13 protein-coding genes are annotated in these 18677 nt (G+C 43.5%); 10 read left to right on the plus strand and 3 right to left on the minus strand.

The window, feature by feature from the left end:
• Positions 1 to 54 precede the first annotated feature (54 nt).
• The 3 genes from MKY19_RS08805 to MKY19_RS08815 all read left to right on the plus strand — a co-directional run bounded on the left by MKY19_RS08805 (position 55) and on the right by MKY19_RS08815 (position 9451).
• A complete protein-coding gene (locus MKY19_RS08805; RefSeq protein WP_339802028.1) occupies positions 55 to 7782 on the plus strand; it encodes an Ig-like domain-containing protein in 7728 nt (2575 codons plus the stop codon).
• A 179-nt stretch (positions 7783 to 7961) separates the two neighbouring features.
• Positions 7962 to 8453: an RNA polymerase sigma factor gene (locus MKY19_RS08810; protein WP_339802031.1), complete on the plus strand. Its 492-nt coding sequence runs from the start codon at positions 7962 to 7964 to the stop codon at positions 8451 to 8453.
• The gene (locus tag MKY19_RS08815; protein ID WP_339802034.1) at positions 8450 to 9451 is read left to right on the plus strand and encodes an anti-sigma factor; all 1002 of its coding nucleotides are present in this window, start codon (positions 8450 to 8452) and stop codon (positions 9449 to 9451) included. The genes MKY19_RS08810 and MKY19_RS08815 overlap by 4 nt, the downstream gene beginning before the upstream one ends.
• A 157-nt stretch (positions 9452 to 9608) precedes the next feature.
• Here the strand turns inward: MKY19_RS08815 and MKY19_RS08820 are convergent, their stop codons facing one another.
• Positions 9609 to 9953, minus strand: a complete 345-nt coding sequence (locus MKY19_RS08820; RefSeq protein WP_042186450.1) for a helix-turn-helix domain-containing protein — start codon at positions 9951 to 9953, stop codon at positions 9609 to 9611.
• A 174-nt stretch (positions 9954 to 10127) separates the two neighbouring features.
• Between MKY19_RS08820 and MKY19_RS08825 the strand changes: the two genes are divergently transcribed.
• The 6 genes from MKY19_RS08825 to MKY19_RS08850 all read left to right on the plus strand — a co-directional run bounded on the left by MKY19_RS08825 (position 10128) and on the right by MKY19_RS08850 (position 15802).
• Positions 10128 to 11060, plus strand: a complete 933-nt coding sequence (locus MKY19_RS08825) for an aldo/keto reductase family protein (RefSeq protein WP_339802038.1) — start codon at positions 10128 to 10130, stop codon at positions 11058 to 11060.
• Between the two features lie 30 nt (positions 11061 to 11090).
• On the plus strand, positions 11091 to 11939 hold the full coding sequence (locus MKY19_RS08830) for an NAD(P)-dependent oxidoreductase (RefSeq protein ID WP_339802040.1): 849 nt from the start codon (positions 11091 to 11093) through the stop codon (positions 11937 to 11939).
• A gap of 82 nt (positions 11940 to 12021) precedes the next feature.
• Entirely contained in the window at positions 12022 to 13044 is a 1023-nt protein-coding gene (locus tag MKY19_RS08835; protein WP_339802044.1) for an SDR family oxidoreductase, read from the plus strand.
• A gap of 153 nt (positions 13045 to 13197) precedes the next feature.
• Positions 13198 to 13857 (plus strand): class I SAM-dependent methyltransferase, encoded by a 660-nt coding sequence (locus MKY19_RS08840; protein ID WP_339802047.1) that lies wholly within the window; start codon positions 13198 to 13200, stop codon positions 13855 to 13857.
• A 94-nt stretch (positions 13858 to 13951) separates the two neighbouring features.
• Positions 13952 to 15004, plus strand: a complete 1053-nt coding sequence (locus MKY19_RS08845) for a CapA family protein (RefSeq protein ID WP_339802050.1) — start codon at positions 13952 to 13954, stop codon at positions 15002 to 15004.
• A gap of 540 nt (positions 15005 to 15544) precedes the next feature.
• Positions 15545 to 15802: an AbrB/MazE/SpoVT family DNA-binding domain-containing protein gene (locus MKY19_RS08850; protein WP_042125931.1), complete on the plus strand. Its 258-nt coding sequence runs from the start codon at positions 15545 to 15547 to the stop codon at positions 15800 to 15802.
• Positions 15803 to 15945: 143 nt separating this feature from the next.
• Here the strand turns inward: MKY19_RS08850 and MKY19_RS08855 are convergent, their stop codons facing one another.
• Positions 15946 to 16455, minus strand: coding sequence for a PadR family transcriptional regulator (locus tag MKY19_RS08855; protein WP_339802053.1), 510 nt, complete (start codon positions 16453 to 16455; stop codon positions 15946 to 15948).
• Positions 16456 to 16551: 96 nt separating this feature from the next.
• Positions 16552 to 17715 carry an ABC transporter permease gene (locus MKY19_RS08860; protein WP_339802055.1) on the minus strand — a complete coding sequence of 388 codons (1164 nt, stop codon included), beginning with the start codon at positions 17713 to 17715 and terminating at the stop codon, positions 16552 to 16554.
• 194 nt (positions 17716 to 17909) lie between these two features.
• Between MKY19_RS08860 and MKY19_RS08865 the strand changes: the two genes are divergently transcribed.
• The gene (locus MKY19_RS08865; RefSeq protein WP_339802058.1) at positions 17910 to 18635 is read left to right on the plus strand and encodes an HAD family hydrolase; all 726 of its coding nucleotides are present in this window, start codon (positions 17910 to 17912) and stop codon (positions 18633 to 18635) included.
• Positions 18636 to 18677: the final 42 nt, after the last annotated feature.

Raw genomic sequence — 18677 nt, forward strand, 5'->3', positions numbered from 1 at the left:
TATGATTTTCCTAAACATGGGAGTAACAAAATACATAGGAAAGAAGTTGAGAGTGTGCTTCGATTAGTCAGGTCCAAGAAGGCAATCAGCATTCTGTTAGTTGTATTACTGGTCAACATAAGCTCGTCCCTATTTATTAGGGAAGGAGGGCGTGTATATGCGGCTGAAAATAGCTCAGTTCAGGTATTCAATAAAGCGTACATTACTAGCTTTTCTAATGGCACCGTTGATGTTGTAAATCTGTTAGATTTGACGGTGGAAAAGGCGAAGATTAAAGTGGGAAGGACACCCAATAGTGCTGCTATAAATCCGGATAAAACACAGGTATTTGTAACGAACCGGTTAGATAATACCGTTTCAGTTATTGACCCGACAACGGATAGCGTTAGCAAAACACTTGCAGTTGGGAAGGATCCAAATGGGGTTGCCTTTAATCGGGATGGGAGCAAAGCCTATGTGGCAAATAAATTTGATGGTACACTTTCGGTTATTAATACGAGAACACTTGAGGTCGTTAATGTAATAACAGCGCCAGGTGAGCCAATTGCAATGGTTATAATTGGAGATATGCTTTATGTAACAAGGCATAAAGCGGGTATGGTTTCTGTAGTAGATATGCTAAGCGATTCAGTAATTTCGGAGATTCCTGTAGGGCAGCGTCCATTTGGACTTTCAGTAAATGCCGCAGGCACCAAGATTTATGTAGCTAATATGGGACCTGAACAACAACCTGGATCAGTGTCTATTATCGATACGGCAACCGGGGTTAAAGAAGCCGATGTAACGCTTGGTAAGGAAACCTCTGCAACAGAAGTGAGTCCAGATGGCAGTAAAGTGTATGCCGTAAATACATATGACAATACGTTGTCGGTGATCAATACGGCCACTCTTGAAGTGGAATCCACAATTTCTGTTGGTGGTAATCCATACGTTATTGGTATTTCCAAAGATGGTCTTCAAGCGTACACAGTTAATTATACTTCGGATAATATGAGCGTAATTGATACAACTACGAACTCAGTTATTAAGACGATACCACTCAGCCCAGGACCTTTTATGGTAGGTACCTTCATGGTTCCTGTAGCTGTAGCTGTTAATACAGACCCCGGGAATAGTGGTGGTCCAGAGGATAAAGATGCGCCGATAGTATCGACATATACCCCTGAGAAAAATGCGCAGAATGTAAAGGTCGACTCAGACCTTACGTTGACCTTTAATGAAGGTGTAAAGGCCGTTTCGGGTAAAAATATATCGATTTGGAAACCACAAGTTACTTCTAACGCCAGTGGTTCCGAATATCCGGAGGTGCTTGCAAACTCAACCAAAATAGAGACGATCGCCGCTGATGATACAAGTAAAGTGACGATTTCGAACAATGTTGTAAAGATCAACCCAGCTGCTGACCTAGATTATAAAACGAATTATTTCGTGAAGATCGACCCGGCAGCGTTTAAGGATTCAGCAGGTAATCTCTATGATGGATTGAATGGAGAGATAGAGATTCTTGATGGCCAAGTCCATGTGCCGGATGGCTTCACGGGTGCTGAGGTATGGGATTTCAAAACAGGCGCCGGTAATGATACCACTGTACCTATAGCAACAGAGTTCTCTCCTGCGAAGAAAGAATTGAATGTAGCAACAGATGCTAATTTGACTCTAACTTTTAGTGAAAACGTACGAGCGGGCAGGGGGAAATTTATAAGGATTATGGTACCGGGAACAATGTTCTCGGATGGATCATCTAACAATTATACTGAGGCAGTCGAGTTCGAACGGATTTCCACGAGTGATACTACAAAAGTGACGATTTCAGGCAATAAAGTTACGATCAATCCAGCAAAAAACATGGCAAATAATAAATATTATTATGTAACCATGGATAGTGGAGCTTTCCAAGATACCTTCAATAATGATTATGTTGGGATTGCCACTTCGGTACAGTATATTAATAATGTACTAATGGAGATGGGCACAGCTCCGTGGTATTTCAAAACCGGAGCCCCAGCTGATCTAGTCGCGCCAACGGTATTGGGATTGACTCCTGCGAATGATGCCAAGGATGTTCCGGTGAATACCAACCTCGTATTGGCGTTCAGTGAAAATGTCAAGGTGACTGGTAAAACGATCAAGATTCTTAACAAGGCAGACGACAGTGTTATAGAGACGATAACAGCGAGTGATGCTACGAAAGTTACGGTATCTGGAAGCAAAATAACGATTAAGCCTGCTACAGATTTGGCGTATGGTACTGGGTACTACGTGCAGATTGAAGCTGGAGCCGTTCAAGATATCGCAGGTAATAGCTATGCGGGTATTAGTGACAAGACGAAATGGAACTTCACAACCGTTGCGCCAGATGAAACTGCTCCAATAGTGACCTCACTGGCACCCGCTATTAATGCAACAAAAGTACCTCTGAACACGGAACTCACTGTCACGTTCAGCGAGAAAGTGAAGGCAGTAGCGGGAGAAGAAAAATATATCAGAATCATGTCGCCGGGTAGTGCTTCTTATTCTGAGAATTTTTATGAATCTCAACCCCCTGAAGAGGTAGAATTGATTGCTATTGATGATACTAATAAAGTAACAATCACAGGCAACGTAGTAACGATCAAACAGACCAAATTGGATTATGGTCGAGAATACTATGTAACCATTGATCAAGGTGCTTTGGTAGATTTAGCAGGAAACAGCTACGAAGGACTATACGGTTTTGTGGAATATAGATATTTCTCAGGGTCACCTGCGGTAGGTAAGGAAGTAGCAGAAAATACATGGGTCTTTGAAATGGTAGCCAAACCGGATACCGCACTACCAACTGTAACGACACTATCGCCTGCTGATGAGGCAACAAATGTTGGGGTGGACTCCAGTTTGAAGCTTACATTTAGTAAAGATGTACAAGGAGTAGCGGGCAAAAAGGTAGTACTCAAAAAAGAGCTAGATAACAGCGTGATTTATACATTCGATATGGGCGATATAACCCGTGTTAGCGTATCGGGCAAAACAGTGACGATCAATCCTTATTTGATGCTGTCAGATCATGACGGAAAATATATGGACTATAATACGAAATATTATGTACAGGTTGATGCCGGAGCAATAAAGGATGCGAAAGGTAACGCTTTTGCAGGAATTACGGATAAGACCACTTGGAACTTCACGACAGGATTAGCTCCAGTAAAGACGGATCTTACAGCTACAGCTTATTCGCCAGTAAAAGGGGCTACGAATGTAGCAGCGGATACAAATTTGAAGCTGACATTCAGCTCAGCTGTTCAAGATGTGTGGGGTAAAAAAATTGAAATTCGCAAGAAATCTGACGATAGTGTTGTCTACAGCTTCGAAACAGGTGCTATGGGCGTCAACTTATCGGGTAACAGCGTAACCTTTAATCCAATGCTTGTAACCCCTGGTAACGGTGTGAAAGTGGGTTATTTACAACCAAGTACAGAATATTATGTCCTTGTTGCGGCTGGAGCGTTTAAGGATGCTGCGGGTAACAAGTACGCTGGAATTACGGATAAAGCAACTTGGACGTTTACGACTGAACCAGATACGGATGGGGACGGTATTCCAGATAGCTTAGATCCATTCCCAACCGACCCGACAAAGCCAGGTAACGGTGGTGAACTGGATACAGACGGAGATGGTATTCCAGATAGACTAGATCCAGATGATGATAACGACGGTCTGACAGATGAGCAGGAAATCGTGCTCGGAACAGATCCGAAGAAGGCAGATACGGATGGCGATGGAATCAACGATAAGGATGATCCATTCCCGACGGATGCAACGAAACCGGGAAAAGTCGGTGATGAGCTGGATACAGACGGAGACGGCATTCCAGACATTTTAGATCCAGATGATGATAATGATGGCCTGAGCGATGAACAGGAACTCATTAACGGAACTAATCCGAAGCATCCAGATACAGATCATGACGGAATCAATGATAAGGATGATCCGTTCCCAACGGATCCGACAAAGCCAGGTAACGGTGGTGGTGAACTGGATACCGACGGAGATGGTATTCCAGATAGCCTAGATCCAGATGATGATAACGATGGTCTGACCGATGAGCAGGAAATCGTGCTCGGCACAGATCCTAAGAAGGCGGATACGGATGGAGACGGAATCAACGATAAGGATGATCCATTCCCAACGGATGCAACGAAACCGGGAAAAGTCGGTGTTGAGCTGGATACAGACGGAGACGGCATTCCAGACATTTTAGATCCAGATGATGATAATGATGGCCTGAGCGATGAACAGGAACTCATTAACGGAACTAATCCGAAGCATCCAGATACAGATCATGACGGAATCAATGATAAGGAAGATCCGTTCCCAACGGATCCGACAAAGCCAGGTAACGGTGGTGGTGAGCTGGATACCGACGGAGATGGTATTCCAGATAGCCTAGATCCAGATGATGATAACGATGGCCTGACGGATGAACAGGAAATCGTGCTCGGCACAGATCCTAAGAAGGCGGATACGGATGGAGACGGAATCAACGATAAGGATGATCCATTCCCGACGGATGCAACGAAACCGGGAAAAGTCGGTGATGAGCTGGATACAGACGGAGATGGTATTCCGGACAGTCTAGATCCAGATGATGATAATGATGGCCTGAGCGATGAACAGGAACTCATTAACGGAACTAATCCGAAGCATCCAGATACAGATCATGACGGAATCAATGATAAGGATGATCCATTCCCAACGGATCCGACAAAGCCAGGTAACGGTGGTGGTGAGCTGGATACAGACGGCGATGGTATTCCGGACAGCCTAGATCCAGATGATGATAACGATGGTCTGACCGATGAGCAGGAAATCGTGCTCGGCACAGATCCTAAGAAGGCAGATACGGATGGCGATGGAATCAACGATAAGGATGATCCATTCCCGACGGATGCAACGAAACCGGGAAAAGTCGGTGATGAGCTGGATACAGACGGAGATGGTATTCCGGACAGTCTAGATCCAGATGATGATAATGATGGCCTGAGCGATGAACAGGAACTCATTAACGGAACTAATCCGAAGCATCCAGATACAGATCATGACGGAATCAATGATAAGGATGATCCATTCCCAACCGACCCGACGAAGCCAGGTAACGGTGGCGAACTGGATACAGACGGAGATGGTATTCCAGATAGCCTAGATCCAGATGATGATAACGATGGTCTGACCGATGAGCAGGAAATCGTGCTCGGCACAGATCCTAAGAAGGCGGATACGGATGGAGACGGAATCAACGATAAGGATGATCCATTCCCAACGGATGCAACGAAACCGGGAAAAGTCGGTGTTGAGCTGGATACAGACGGAGACGGCATTCCAGACATTTTAGATCCAGATGATGATAATGATGGCCTGAGCGATGAACAGGAACTCATTAACGGAACTAATCCGAAGCATCCAGATACAGATCATGACGGAATCAATGATAAGGAAGATCCATTCCCAACGGATGCAGCGAAACCAGGGACAGTAAATGGTGAGTTGGATACGGATGGCGACGGAATTCCGGACAGTCTAGATCCAGATGATGATAACGATGGTATTCCGGATACAGAAGAACTCATTAACGGCACCAATCCGAAGCATCCCGATACAGATCACGATGGAATCAATGATAAGGATGATCCGTTCCCAACGGATGCGACGAAGCCATCCTTAAGTCATTTAATAAATGATTACAATAAGTTGGATATTATCTATGGTGCAGGGGATCATGCGAAGCATGTGACCAAAACGTTATATTTGACTGAAAAAGGTTCTTCAGGAAAAACATCAATCACTTGGGAATCAAGTAAACCGGATGTCGTTAGTGCAACGGGTAAAGTAGTTCAGCCTGGACCTGATGAAAGGGATATCGAAGTCACTTTAACTGCAACGATTCTTGACAAAGAGACTGGTGAAAAGCGTACAAAGACATTTAAAGTGACCATTGTCAGAATGTCAGATGAGGATGCTGTTAGAGATGCTGCTAAAGCATTAGGGGTAGATAAGGCTTTTAAATTCTCAGATGGAGATACTTGGGAGTCAGTTACAAATGAATTCTTGTTGCTTGGTACAGGAAAACACGGAACGAAGATTACATGGACCTCGACCAATATCGATGTTCTTAAGCTATCCAGCAAAGATGGTGAGGAACAGGGTACCGTGAACAGACCTGAAGTTGGTGATAAGAATGTAATTGTTACCGCTACGATCTCTAAGGGTACCGCCAACATCACAAAGAGTTTCCTTCTGGTTGTTACTAACAAGAGCATAGTGAAGGAAAAAGAAAATACACGCCAAGAGAGCGGAAGAACGGCTGATGTAAAGGCAAACGCAAATGACACGATTCACACGGAGAGTCTGAACATACTCAGAACAACGCTCAGCAATCAGGTTAAGATTGATACTGTTATCGTTGATCCGTCAAAAGTGGAAAGTCTGACGAATTCTTTTAATCCTCAGGATGAAGATATTAATAACCGGACGCTAACTGTTGAGATTAAGCAGCAAGCAGATGATAAGGCAGATGAGATTGCCGTAGAGATTCCGGCTGCAGCGGTTTCGGCACTGGCTGACAGAAATGCGGGTATGAATATCTTTACCGATGAAGGTTCTGTAAAGTTGAGTCAGGAAGCTTTAAAAGACGCAGCAGCTAAGGGGACAGATCTTTATTTCCGAATTGTACCGATTAAGAACGCACAAGAGGATAGTGAGGCTAAAAAAGCAGTGAATACTGACTCTAAGGTTACTTTAGCCGCTGCTGGGAATCAGATTAACTTACTGGGTCTGCCAAGAAAGATTGAAACAAACTTTGGTGGATTTACCACAAAGGTTGTTCTCCCATTAAGTGGAATTACTATTCCAACTGAGAATAGACAAGCTTTCCTAGACGCTTTAAAGGTGTTCATCGAACATACGGATGGCACGACAGAGTTGGTATCAGGAACTATTCAATATGAGAACGGCGTAGCAAAAGGGATCCAATTTGAGATTTCGAAGTTCAGTCGTTTTCAAATCGTGAGTTTCTCCGCTCAGCCGAATAAAGAGAATAATTCGGAAGGAACGAACACTTCCGGTGGCACTACAATCACTAATCCTACTAAAAATAGTGGCACGGACAAGGAACAACCTAACAATCCAAATGTAGTCCATGAATCGCATAAAGGATATATTTTAGGCTATGCGGATGGCAGCTTCAACCCGGAACGAATGATTACCCGTGCAGAAATGGCAACGATTTTGGCACGGTTATGGGGTAAGAATGAAGCACAAGTTTCCTCATCTTATAAAGATGTAGATACAACTTATTGGGCTTTGCAGTCTATTAGTATAGTTACAGCACAAGGATTAATGAAGGGGTATGAAGATGGCAGCTTTAAGCCGAATCAGCTAATTACTCGTGCAGAAATGGCTATCATTGTAGAGCGCTTGCTGGATAATGCACAAAGTGGGACCAGCAGCTTTAAAGACATTAATAGTGGACATTGGGCAAAAAATGCGATTGATGGGGCCAAAGTAGCTGGTATTATCAACGGATATTTGGATGGAACATTCCGTCCGAATCAGACATTAACTCGTGCAGAAGCCGTTGTGATGATTAACAGACTTTTGGGCAGAGGACCATTGCATGGAGCACAGCAGAAGTGGAAAGACGTCAGCGATAAACACTGGGCGTACGGACACATTCAGGAAGCTAGTATGAACCATTCCTTTGAGAGACAGCAAATTGGTGGAGAGCAATACATTCCTGAGGTAAAATAAATGAATCTTTTATAAGTGAATAAATATTTTTTTTAAAGAGAACCCCTTACGCTATACGGTATCTATATACTGTTAGCGGTAAGGGGATTTTTTTGCGAAACTTTTCTTTTATAAGTTTTTTCTACTATCAGCTAACATTTCGAGAACTTAACCGTTATACATACGAAGGGAGGTGCAGGATGAAGCCCGGGCAGCTACATCAGATACTTCAACCGAAAATGTTAGAAATCCAAAAATACTTGATTCGTCTCGGGGCACCTGCAGCCGACGCGGAGGATATCGTACAAGATACGGTATATAAGGCACTTTTGTATATCGATTCTATTGATGAGAACAAATTCAGTGCATGGCTATATAAAGTAGCGATTAATCGTTATTATGATCTGTGCCGCCGCAGCAAACGGATAGTCATTCCTATTGATTATGTGGATGTTCCAGACATGGAACTGCCGGAGGATCATGTGCTGTTAAAAGAGAAACGAGAGGACATCGAACGTGTACTAGATGAGCTTCTTCCTCTCCAAAAACAGCTCATTATTATGAAGTACGAGCTGGAGCTGTCCTATCAGGAGATAGCTGAGCTCCTTGGGATCACAACGGATACGGTCAAATCGGCATTGTTTCGTGCCCGCAAGCAATTTCAAAAAAAATACAGAGGTGAAGCGGAATGACGGCTCCATGGGAACAAAAGGATGATCAAAACCTTTCAAAAATAATTAAGAAAGCAAAACGAAAAACAATGATCCGTAATACGGTCATTTCTCTGATCGTGACCATTATTGTATTGCTTAGCGGCATGCTCGGTATCACTCAACTGACAAGCTGGTTAGCGATGCGTGGTCTGGATGAGGAGAGGATTATGATGGAAATTAGCAGTCCTAATCTTCATGAGCTGAGAACTGAGCTGGATTTAGGCTTTTTATCGGGCGAAGTTGAATTGAGTACGTACAAGGTTGTTGAGGGTGTACCTGTCGTGTGGGATACTAAAAAGCTGGAATTCAGTATGAGCAGCCGCTTTTCTCTGCTTAATAGGGGTTACTCTAGTATAAATGTTCCTGATCCAGTAATGACCAGCCAAAATTATGAATATTACCGAGGATATAACAGTCAAAATGGACAGCGGGAAATGATGTTCTATGTACCTGGGGTGAATTATAACGGTAAGGTGTTGAATGACCTACCTGCACTTGAACAAATGGAACCTGGTAAGCTGGTAGAAATGGCAGTTTCGTTTGATAAAAGCTATACACAAGCAGAAGTAGAGAAGATGCTGCCAACAGAGCTGACACAGAAGTGGTATTGGGTAGATACGTATGACAATAAAAAGAAGCTTGAGTTTATTACGAATGATAGCAGCCCGAATAAATATGCATTACCGGAATCAGCGAGACAAGTATACGGTTACGGTGTCAATTGGGAAGGGTTATTTAAACCGAAACCAGAGGATTTTTTACAATCACTAGCATATGGGCTTCAGAAAGAGGGCAAGTATTATGGAGAATTTGAGCGAATCTCGAACTATTTGAAAAAGGATAAAGCGGCACCGGATGCCAGTGACGTACAGCTATTGGGAGTTGTTGTTACAGGCACTGCTAAGGAGCTGCAAAGCCTTAGAGGAAAACCTTATGTAAATACGGCAGTACTCGGCGCGGTTGTGGATAAATATTAAGCTTATAGAAAAAATACTGAAGAGGTTGTCCCATAAGTGTTCAACAGAGCAGCGATTCTCCTGTTATTGGAGGATCGCTGCTCTGCGTTGCCCAAGCATTCTGAGTCCATCATAACTAATTACTCTCTAGCGCACAACGCAACCTACCCTACCAAACCTACGTCCATTTGGCTGACCACAGCTTCATTTCCTTCAAAATTTGATGCAAATCCTCACCTTTTGGAGTTAAAGAATATTCCACTGTTACCGGTACGGTAGGAAAAACATGACGTTCTAGTACACCGTGTTCCTCTAAATGGCGCAGAGTACTGGTCAAAGCACGAGGGCTGACATTAGTGATTTTTCGTTGAAGCGCTCCAAAGCGTTGGGTACCGTCGAATAACTCTCTTAGTACGAGAAAAGCCCATTTTCCGCCCAATACCTCAAGTGTTTTTTCTACATTACATTCAATAGTAAGTGGGGTTTTAGGGATATAATTATTGCTAGATTTAGCTGTTGTCAAGGAATCTCCTCCTGTTTTGGTGCCACTATACTCTTGTATAGTAACTACTCTAGAGATCATATAGTAAACTAAATTTCACTTCTTCCTATTATATACAAACTATTCTAGAATGAATATGTGCGTTAGGCAACCTGCCGAAATCATAACACGGAACTATGGAAAGGAGCAGTTATTATGAAATATCGTAGATTAGGTGGAACAGGCCTAAAAGTTAGCGAGATTAGTCTGGGAAGCTGGCTGACATACGGAGGATATGTAGAAAGAGATAATGCTGTTAAAGCCATTGAAACCGCTTACGACCTAGGCGTGAATTTTTTTGATACGGCAAATGTTTACGAAAAGGGTGCTGCTGAGAAGGTGCTAGGCGAGACCTTGCGGAACTATCCGAGAGAATCCTATGTGCTGGCCACTAAAGTATTTGGCGAAATGGGGACGGGGCCGAACGATCGTGGTCTATCCCGCAAGCATATTACGGAACAATGTCACGCAAGCTTGCAGCGTCTCGGCGTAGAATACGTGGATATTATGTATTGCCATCGTTTCGATACGGAAACTCCAATTGAAGAGACCTTACGTGCGCTGGATGATCTGGTTCGTCAAGGTAAGGTATATTATGTCGGTGTAAGTGAGTGGACAGCGGCGCAAATGACAGATGCGCTAGCTGTAGCAGACCGTTATTTACTGGATCATATCGTGGTTAACCAACCGATTTATAATATGTTTGAACGTTATATTGAGAAAGAAATTATTCCGCTCGGCGAGCGACGTGGCATTGGACAGGTTGTTTTCTCTCCACTGGCTCAAGGGCTTTTAACAGGGAAGTATAACGCGGACATCCCTGAAGATAGCCGTGCGGCTAAGCTGGATCGATTGAAAAAGGCGATTACAGAAGTGAAGATTGAAAAGGTTCGCCAACTAAGCGGGGTAGCTGCGGAGCTAAATATTACTGTGGGAAATCTGGCTTTGGCTTGGATTTTGCGTCAGCCTAATGTGTCTAGTGCGCTAGTAGGCGCCAGCAATCCACAGCAAGTTGAAGAGAATGTTAAGGCTTCAGGAATAGAGCTTTCCGAGGATATTTTGAAGGAAATTGAAGAGATTCTTAACTAGAGATAGATTCATAAAAAAGGAGATATAATCATGGCGAAAGTAGTTGTTACTGGCGGAAGCGGGATGCTCGGCAGATGGGTGGTCCGGCATTTTGTTGAGCAAGGGTATGAGGTTGTGAATGTGGATACGCAAAAATCTCCAGATTCCTTGTGCCAAACGATCATTGCTGATTTGAATAATTTAGGTGAAGTGTACGGCGTACTTGCAGGCGCTGATGCAGTTGTGCATCTGGCTGCGATCCCAGCTGCAAATATAAAGACGAGTGAAGTCACCTTTCAAAATAATGTAGTATCCACCTATAACATTCTGGAGGCTGCTGCTGGACTAGGCATTCGCAAAGCAGTTATTGCTTCCAGTGAATCCTCTTATGGCATCTGTTTTGCGGTTAACCCATTGGGTCCGCAGTACGTGCCTATGGATGAAGAGCATCCACAATTACCTGAGGACAGTTACGGTCTATCTAAAGTTGTGAATGAAAAGACAGCAGAGATGTTCCAGCGCAGAACGGGCATACAAGTCGTTTCCCTAAGAATCGGAAATGTCATTGACCCATCGACGTATGAACGTTTCCCTTCCTTCATTCATGATCCCGCGCAGCGTGATCGGATTCTGTGGAGTTATATTGATACACGGGATGTAGCGACAGCTTGCCAATTGGCGATTGAAACGGACGGATTGGGCGCAGTTGCTCTTAATATATGCGCAGATGAGACCAGTATGGCTGTTCCTAGCAGAGAGTTAATGGCAGCACGTTATCCAGAGGTGACGGATTTCCGCCAGCCGCTGGAAGGCCATGAGTCGTTACTCAGCAATGCGAAGGCGAAGAAGCTGCTGAATTGGCAGCCAAAGCACTTATGGCGTGATTACGTTAAAGAATAAATGACGATCCAGGTTTACTTTTACTATAAATGAGAGTTCAAAAAGTACGGTTTTTGAACAACCTCTATAAGGAGCGTGTGAAATGAAGGTATTATTTATCGGAGGTACGGGACTGATTAGTCAGGCTGTATCCCCGATTGCCGTAGAACAAGGAATAGAGCTGTATTTGTTCAACAGAGGACAAAGAGGCGAATTCGTTCCGGATGGGGCGAAGGTGATTCAAGGTGACATTCGTAATCCGGCGGAGGCTGCCGAAGTATTGCGAGATTATGAATTTGACGTAGTGGTAGACTGGATTGCTTTTACACCAGAACATGTGCAGAGAGATATTGACCTGTTTACAGGTAAAACGAAGCAGTACATTTTTATCAGCTCGGCCTCGGCTTATCAGAAGCCACAGCGTAATTATATAATCACAGAAGAGACACCTCTGGAGAATCCTTATTGGGAGTACTCGAGAAATAAAATTGCCTGCGAGCAATTATTGATGGAGGCACACAAGAGCATCGGATTCCCGGTTACAATTGTTCGTCCTTCCCATACTTACGGAAATACTGCTATCCCTGCGGCACTCACGAGCGGACAGCATCCTTGGTCCTTGATTGATCGTATCCGTCGTGGCTTGCCTTTAGTCATCCATGGAGATGGAACATCTTTGTGGACACTGACGCATAACTCAGATTTTGCCAAAGGGTTCGTCGGATTGCTTGGGCATCCGGAAGCGATTGGGGAGGCCATTCATATTACTTCTGATGAGGTGTTGAACTGGAATCAGATCTATGCGGCCATTGGGCAAGCGGCAGGTGTGGAGCCGAAAGTGGTTCATATCGCTACAGACTTTATCACAGCCTTCTCCCCTCCAGGGACGGCGGATGGCTTGATCGGCGATCAAGCGGTCAGCAGTGTTTTTGACAATCGTAAAATCAAACGTCTCGTGCCTGACTTCCAGGCTGCCGTTCCTTTCTCTGAAGGGATAAAGCAGTCAATTGCTTGGTTCGAGGCTCATCCAGATCAATGCACGGTTGATGCGGAATGGTCTGCTTTACTAGATCATTTGATCGAGAAACATGGAGTTGAGGCCAAGCCTCTATCCTTTTACTCATAAGATTTGTACGGTTAATATTTAAAGACGGTCTGTTCCTAAGGGAGCAGCCGTTTTTTTTGGGTTTGTCTAGCTCAATGTAAGGTTATGGAATGAATCAGCAAATCATGAATATACTCTCACTACCTTAAATTCCGTTAAAAAGGAGTCCTGGCCATGCCAACACATCCCTTTGTCTCGCGTTTTTTTGTAAACTCAGATGCAAGCCGTGAGAAGTTAATTTATGATTTGCCAGAATCCTGGTGGAGCCGTCCCTTTGAATACGAGTGGTGTATTAACTTTATTTCTCCACATGGTGTGGTGCTGGATGCTGCTTGTGGAATTCCTCATCCCTTGAAATTTTATTTAGCTGGGGTATGTGCAGAGGTTCATGCTTGCGATATGGACAGCAGGGTTATTTACCGGGAGGACATCCTAGATGCGATTACTGATGAGATCGGGGAAAAAGCGGCAAAGCAGGTTATAGCTAGAAGAACGAACAACTTGCATCTTGCTCAGGCCAATCTTGCGGCTCTTCCATATGAGGATGAGAGCTTTGACACTATTTTTTGCATATCAGTGCTGGAGCATTTGACCTTAGAGGATACGGTCGGCACTTTACGGGAATTTCACCGAACGTTGAACGAAGAAGGGCTGCTCGTGCTAACGTTTGATTACCCAACGGTAAACTTAAATCTCATGAATGATTTGCTGCTGCAAGCTGGATTTCAATATTGGGGGGAGACGGATTTTGAGTTGCCTGCAGATGCTGTGTCCACAGATTTGTGGGGTGGGTTACAATGCTTCCGGGCTGTTTTGAAAAAATCAAAGGGATAACAGGTCTTCTTACCCTTAAATTAGTAATCTATTTCCAGTAAGCTAGAATAATAGCTATTATAGATTCCATAATGAGGATAGGAGGCTGTATTTTTTGAGATTAGGGTCGAATGTACTTCGCAACATGCTACTTACTACACTTCTATTATCACTGATTCTCCCTTCGACGATTGCATCTAGTGCAGCTTCGCCATCTTCAGAACCTATCAGACTTGCTTTTGCTGGTGATATTCTCTTGGACGGTTTTGTGGGTGATCAGATCGCGAAATACGGAGTGAACTTTCCGTTTGTGAAAGTCGCACCTACCTTGCAAAAGGCAGATATCGCCTTCGCGAATCTGGAAACGCCAGTGTCTATTCGAGGGAAGGCAGCAGAGAAAACCTTTGCCTTTAGGTCCAAACCAGCAGTGCTTAGTGGCTTAACCTATGCTGGGATTGACGGCGTTTCTTTGGCTAATAATCACATTTTAGATTTCGGAACAGACGCTATGCTCGATACATTGGTGCATCTGGATCGAAACAAGATTGGCCATACAGGAGCTGGCAAAAATGTAGAGGAAGCGTTCAAACCGTATACAAGGACGGTAAAGGGGAAGAAGATCGCTATCTTAGGTGTAAGTCGAGTGCTTTCAGGCCCTTCTTGGTATGCCGGCAACAATAAACCGGGAGCTGCCTCAGCGTACACCTCGCAGCCTATGCTTACGGCTATTCAGAAGATGTCTAAGGAGAATGATTACACGATTGTGTACATTCACTGGAATGAAGAGTTTAAGGATTATCCTGAACAATACGCCCGCACGCTAGCCAAACAGATGATTGATAGTGGTGCAGATATCATACTCGGCGCACACAGCCATTGCCTGATGGGCATCGAATACTACAAAAATAAACCGATCTATTATTCACTTGGAAACTTTGTGTTTAATCGTTCAACACGTGGTGGAGAAAAGACGCTTCACTCGATGCTGGTGAATTTTGAGATTAATGAGGCCAAGGTGACTAGTAAGATTACGCCAGTCAAAATTATTGGTGGACAGCCGAACTTCATGGACGATTCTTATAATAAGAAGACGATCAAGCTAATGAATAGCCTATCTTATAATGCAATTATTGATGCGAATGGCAGGGTTACGGAGAAGCCATTATAACGATAGAATAGATCGACCAGAGATCACTGGTCGGTTTTTTTTGTAATTAAATTCAATTAATTATACTAAATTTATCCAATATTTGATCTTTCTATTAATAATATGTAATACTTATATTAAATCAGTACATAGTAGAAAGCTGGATTGTCGAAAAAAGTAGATGCATAAAGCATAAATAGTCTGTATTAACTCTACTAAACGTTTCTTTGCTCTGATATACGTCGGAGTGTTTCCAGACTTGATGTATTGGGTAAATGAGGGTATCAATTGGGATACTCTGCAAGCTGATTTGTAATCGCAATGTTGGATATTTATTAATTTCAAGAGAAATAATTTGGATCGCTTTACAGCATTTTGTCGAAAGTGTACATATTTTTGTCGAATAATTGTCGATAAATATCATATTTTGTAGAAATAAAATTGACAGGGAATGAATAGCACTTTAATATTAGAGTATAGCGTAATCATTACTATCACTTAGAAGCCTACATAGCTTTTAGCAAAAATGATTATTAATGTGAATTCAAGGGAGGATGTACGATGATGAAAGCGACAGGCATAGTAAGAAAAGTAGATGAATTGGGACGTATCGTAATTCCTATTGAACTACGTAGAACGATGGGAATTGACATAAAAGACCCGCTCGAGATTTTTGTAGATGGAGAGAAAATCATTCTTAGAAAATACGAGCCAACTTGTATCTTCTCCGGAAGCGCAGAGAACCTCATCAATTTCAAAGGTAAAATGGTAAGCAAAGATGTTCTCGATGAGCTGATTTCCAGCTTTGACAGAGTGTAGTCGATAGATTACACATTTTTGCTAAAAAAGAACCGGTACAGCAAGCACAATTTGTGCATGCTGCCGGTTCTTTTTTATGATAGCACAACAAAAAAAGCAGCAAATCCCCTAGAATAATAGGAAATCTACTGCCCACACGATCCTTATTCAGACTCCAGCACACTTTGAATCTTTTTGATAAAGGCTTCATATTGCACTAGGCCCAATTCCATACACAGCTTCTGGTAAGGGGACAGTTTGCAATCTAGTTGCTTTAATTTCTGATCAAGATCGTCGTACATTGCCTGCTTTTCTATCAATGCTTGCCGAAGTAGATTATCTATGTTCTCTTTATCGGTCTTATCTCCGAAATAAAGATGCATAAAAAAGTCTGATCGCAGAACTTCCTTTTCAGCCGGTGTTCGCAAGTAAGCATGGAACTGATCCAAGCCGGCACGGGTAATGGTAAATACATTTTTGTCAGGTTTGCCTTCCTGCCGTATGGATTCTTTGGTGATTAGGTCCAGCTTCTCCATCTTGCTCAGGGTGGGGTAGATGGTGCCGTAGCTGGCATCAAAGAAAAAAGAAAAGTATTCCTCGAAATGCCGTTTTATCTCATAACCCGAATGAGGTTTTTCACTTAATATCCCTAGAATGACATCTTGTATATTCATGAATCGTTGTCGCTCCTCTCTTTCACCTCCTACCATATCACAACTGCATTTCGCTCTCAATTTGAAAGGGCATAACCAAGGAGGCAAACTAAATAATTATGCATTTGCTGGTACGGGCTCTTGTTCTTGTGATAACTGAGTTTCCTTACGAATGAAGGTTAGGATAATGCTTAATCCAGCTATTGCTGCACCAATGCAGAGTAGATAGAACATATCTTTCCATATACCATTGCCTCCGATAACCAGGTCGAGCATGCCATTTACCGCGTAGTAAGCAGGTGAGATGGGACCGATCCAGCTATAAAAAGGAGAAAGCACATCGCGAGGAATTGTTGCTCCGGAAGCTAACATTTGTATGGAAAGAAGCGCGATATTTAGCCAGGCGCCAGCGTCGCCGAGTAACAGCAGACTGAACTGTGCAAGAATCATGCAGGAGAGAATCACAGTGAATTCGAACAGCCACATGAGCAGAAAGCCATGGCTGGAGTGGATCCCGAGTGAGTTAACCATGATAGTCCCCACTAGAGAGGTTAGTACAGCCGTTGCACCCATAATGGCAAACCGGGCTCCAAAGCGATCCCATTTACCAAATTGACCCGATAAGTTGGAAGAAGCTTTTTGCAGATTCATGGCGAGTAGCATAGCTCCGGTAAAGGAGGCAGTAACAATCATTAACGGAACCATAGTTTGTGCAAAATTAGTTGTGGGATGGATGACTTCAACGTTTGCGGAGATTCGGCTGCTTGCCGCACTTTTGATGATCTCTGCTTGTGCTTGTGGCAGCTTCATAGCTTCGAGGGTTTGGTTTAGTGCTGTATTACTGCTTTGTGTGTTCATGGCAGCCGTGACTTTAAGGGCTACAGTCTGCATAACATTGCTAACCATTTGCGGATTAGATTCATTTATGAGGTAACGGAGTTCAGTCTTTCCGGATGGATTACTAATCGCTCCGGTGAACCCTTGTGGAATATTGATAATCATGCGGATTTCTCTATGCTCAAGGGCTTCCTTGGCAGCTTTTAGTGGAAGGTCCTGTCTGGTAACGAACTGAAGGGACTGGGTAATGCCATCGACTACAGGCTGAGCATTCGCACCATCCTCATTCACAATAGCAATGGGCAACCGATCTACCCGATCAGTTACATGGTCATACCCTGTAATCCAGATTAAGCTGAAAAAGACTTGGAACAACAGTGCAGTTATAATCCCGACGATGGTAGCAGGCTGCTTGAGGAAGCGCATGATTAATGGACGTGACATGGTTATCTCTCCTTTATATTTCAACATGTTATATTACAGGTTGTAATATAACATGTTGAAATATAAACTGCAACAAGAAAAGTGGAGAGCATGGACATTCCGAAGTGATATCATATATCATAGGGCTTGTACTGGAAATTTCGTGCAGATGAATGTGCTTACCTGAAGCAAAAGAGAATGGGGAGGAACAACAGATGAGTAAAGAGGTACAAGGAACAGAACTGAACGCGGTTCACTCGGAGTTGAACAAGCCGGAAGCGATTGTTTTTGATATGGATGGAACATTGTTCCAGACTGAAAGTCTTTTATTACCTGCATATCATAAAATGTTCGATATTTTGCGGGAAGAGGGATTATACTCAGGACCAACACCGCCGGAAGAGCTTATTCTAAGCGGCTTAGGGATGCTGCTGGCAGATATTTGGAAGAAGGTTATGCCTGACGCCGATGAGGCGGTGCACCGCCGTGCAGATGAGCTGCTATTGCAGCTTGAGGTCGAAGGACTTGAAGCAGGTGGGACGTTACTGTATCCTCAGGTGGTCGAAACACTGACTGCCCTAAAAGAGCGTGGAGTACGGTTGTTTGTGGCTAGTAATGGGCTGGAGGAATACATTCACAGTATAGTTGTGGTGCATGAGCTTAAAGAGTTATTTGAAGGATTGTATAGTGCCGGTGGTCAAGGCACTGCGACGAAGACAGAATTGCTACGCATTTTGCTGGACAATCATGGAATCAAGAGTGCCTGGATGGTAGGCGATCGCTCGTCCGATGTGGAGGCAGGTAAGGGAAATGCTCAAACCGTCATCGGCTGTGCGTATGCAGGTTTTGGACGTCAGGATGAGCTGAAGGGCTCCGATGTAATTATCACTTCCTTCGATGAGTTGATAGACTTGTACGACAACTCATTGGTTAGCGAATAGGAATATCGCGATTTGTATTTGGTAAACGAATAAAAGGCAAAC

The organism is Paenibacillus sp. FSL R5-0744 (genome assembly GCF_037972555.1).
GTDB lineage: Bacteria > Bacillota > Bacilli > Paenibacillales > Paenibacillaceae > Paenibacillus_AQ.

Excerpts from the sequence above, each read along its gene's own strand:
- MKY19_RS08810 (WP_339802031.1), top strand. The coding sequence starts at position 7,962 with ATGAAGCCCGGGCAGCTACATCAGATACTTCAACCGAAAATGTTAGAA.
- MKY19_RS08815 (WP_339802034.1), top strand. The coding sequence starts at position 8,450 with ATGACGGCTCCATGGGAACAAAAGGATGATCAAAACCTTTCAAAAATA.
- MKY19_RS08825 (WP_339802038.1), top strand. The coding sequence starts at position 10,128 with ATGAAATATCGTAGATTAGGTGGAACAGGCCTAAAAGTTAGCGAGATT.
- MKY19_RS08830 (WP_339802040.1), top strand. The coding sequence starts at position 11,091 with ATGGCGAAAGTAGTTGTTACTGGCGGAAGCGGGATGCTCGGCAGATGG.
- MKY19_RS08835 (WP_339802044.1), top strand. The coding sequence starts at position 12,022 with ATGAAGGTATTATTTATCGGAGGTACGGGACTGATTAGTCAGGCTGTA.
- MKY19_RS08840 (WP_339802047.1), top strand. The coding sequence starts at position 13,198 with ATGCCAACACATCCCTTTGTCTCGCGTTTTTTTGTAAACTCAGATGCA.
- MKY19_RS08850 (WP_042125931.1), top strand. The coding sequence starts at position 15,545 with ATGATGAAAGCGACAGGCATAGTAAGAAAAGTAGATGAATTGGGACGT.
- MKY19_RS08855 (WP_339802053.1), bottom strand. The coding sequence starts at position 16,455 with ATGAATATACAAGATGTCATTCTAGGGATATTAAGTGAAAAACCTCAT.
- MKY19_RS08860 (WP_339802055.1), bottom strand. The coding sequence starts at position 17,715 with ATGTCACGTCCATTAATCATGCGCTTCCTCAAGCAGCCTGCTACCATC.
- MKY19_RS08865 (WP_339802058.1), top strand. The coding sequence starts at position 17,910 with ATGAGTAAAGAGGTACAAGGAACAGAACTGAACGCGGTTCACTCGGAG.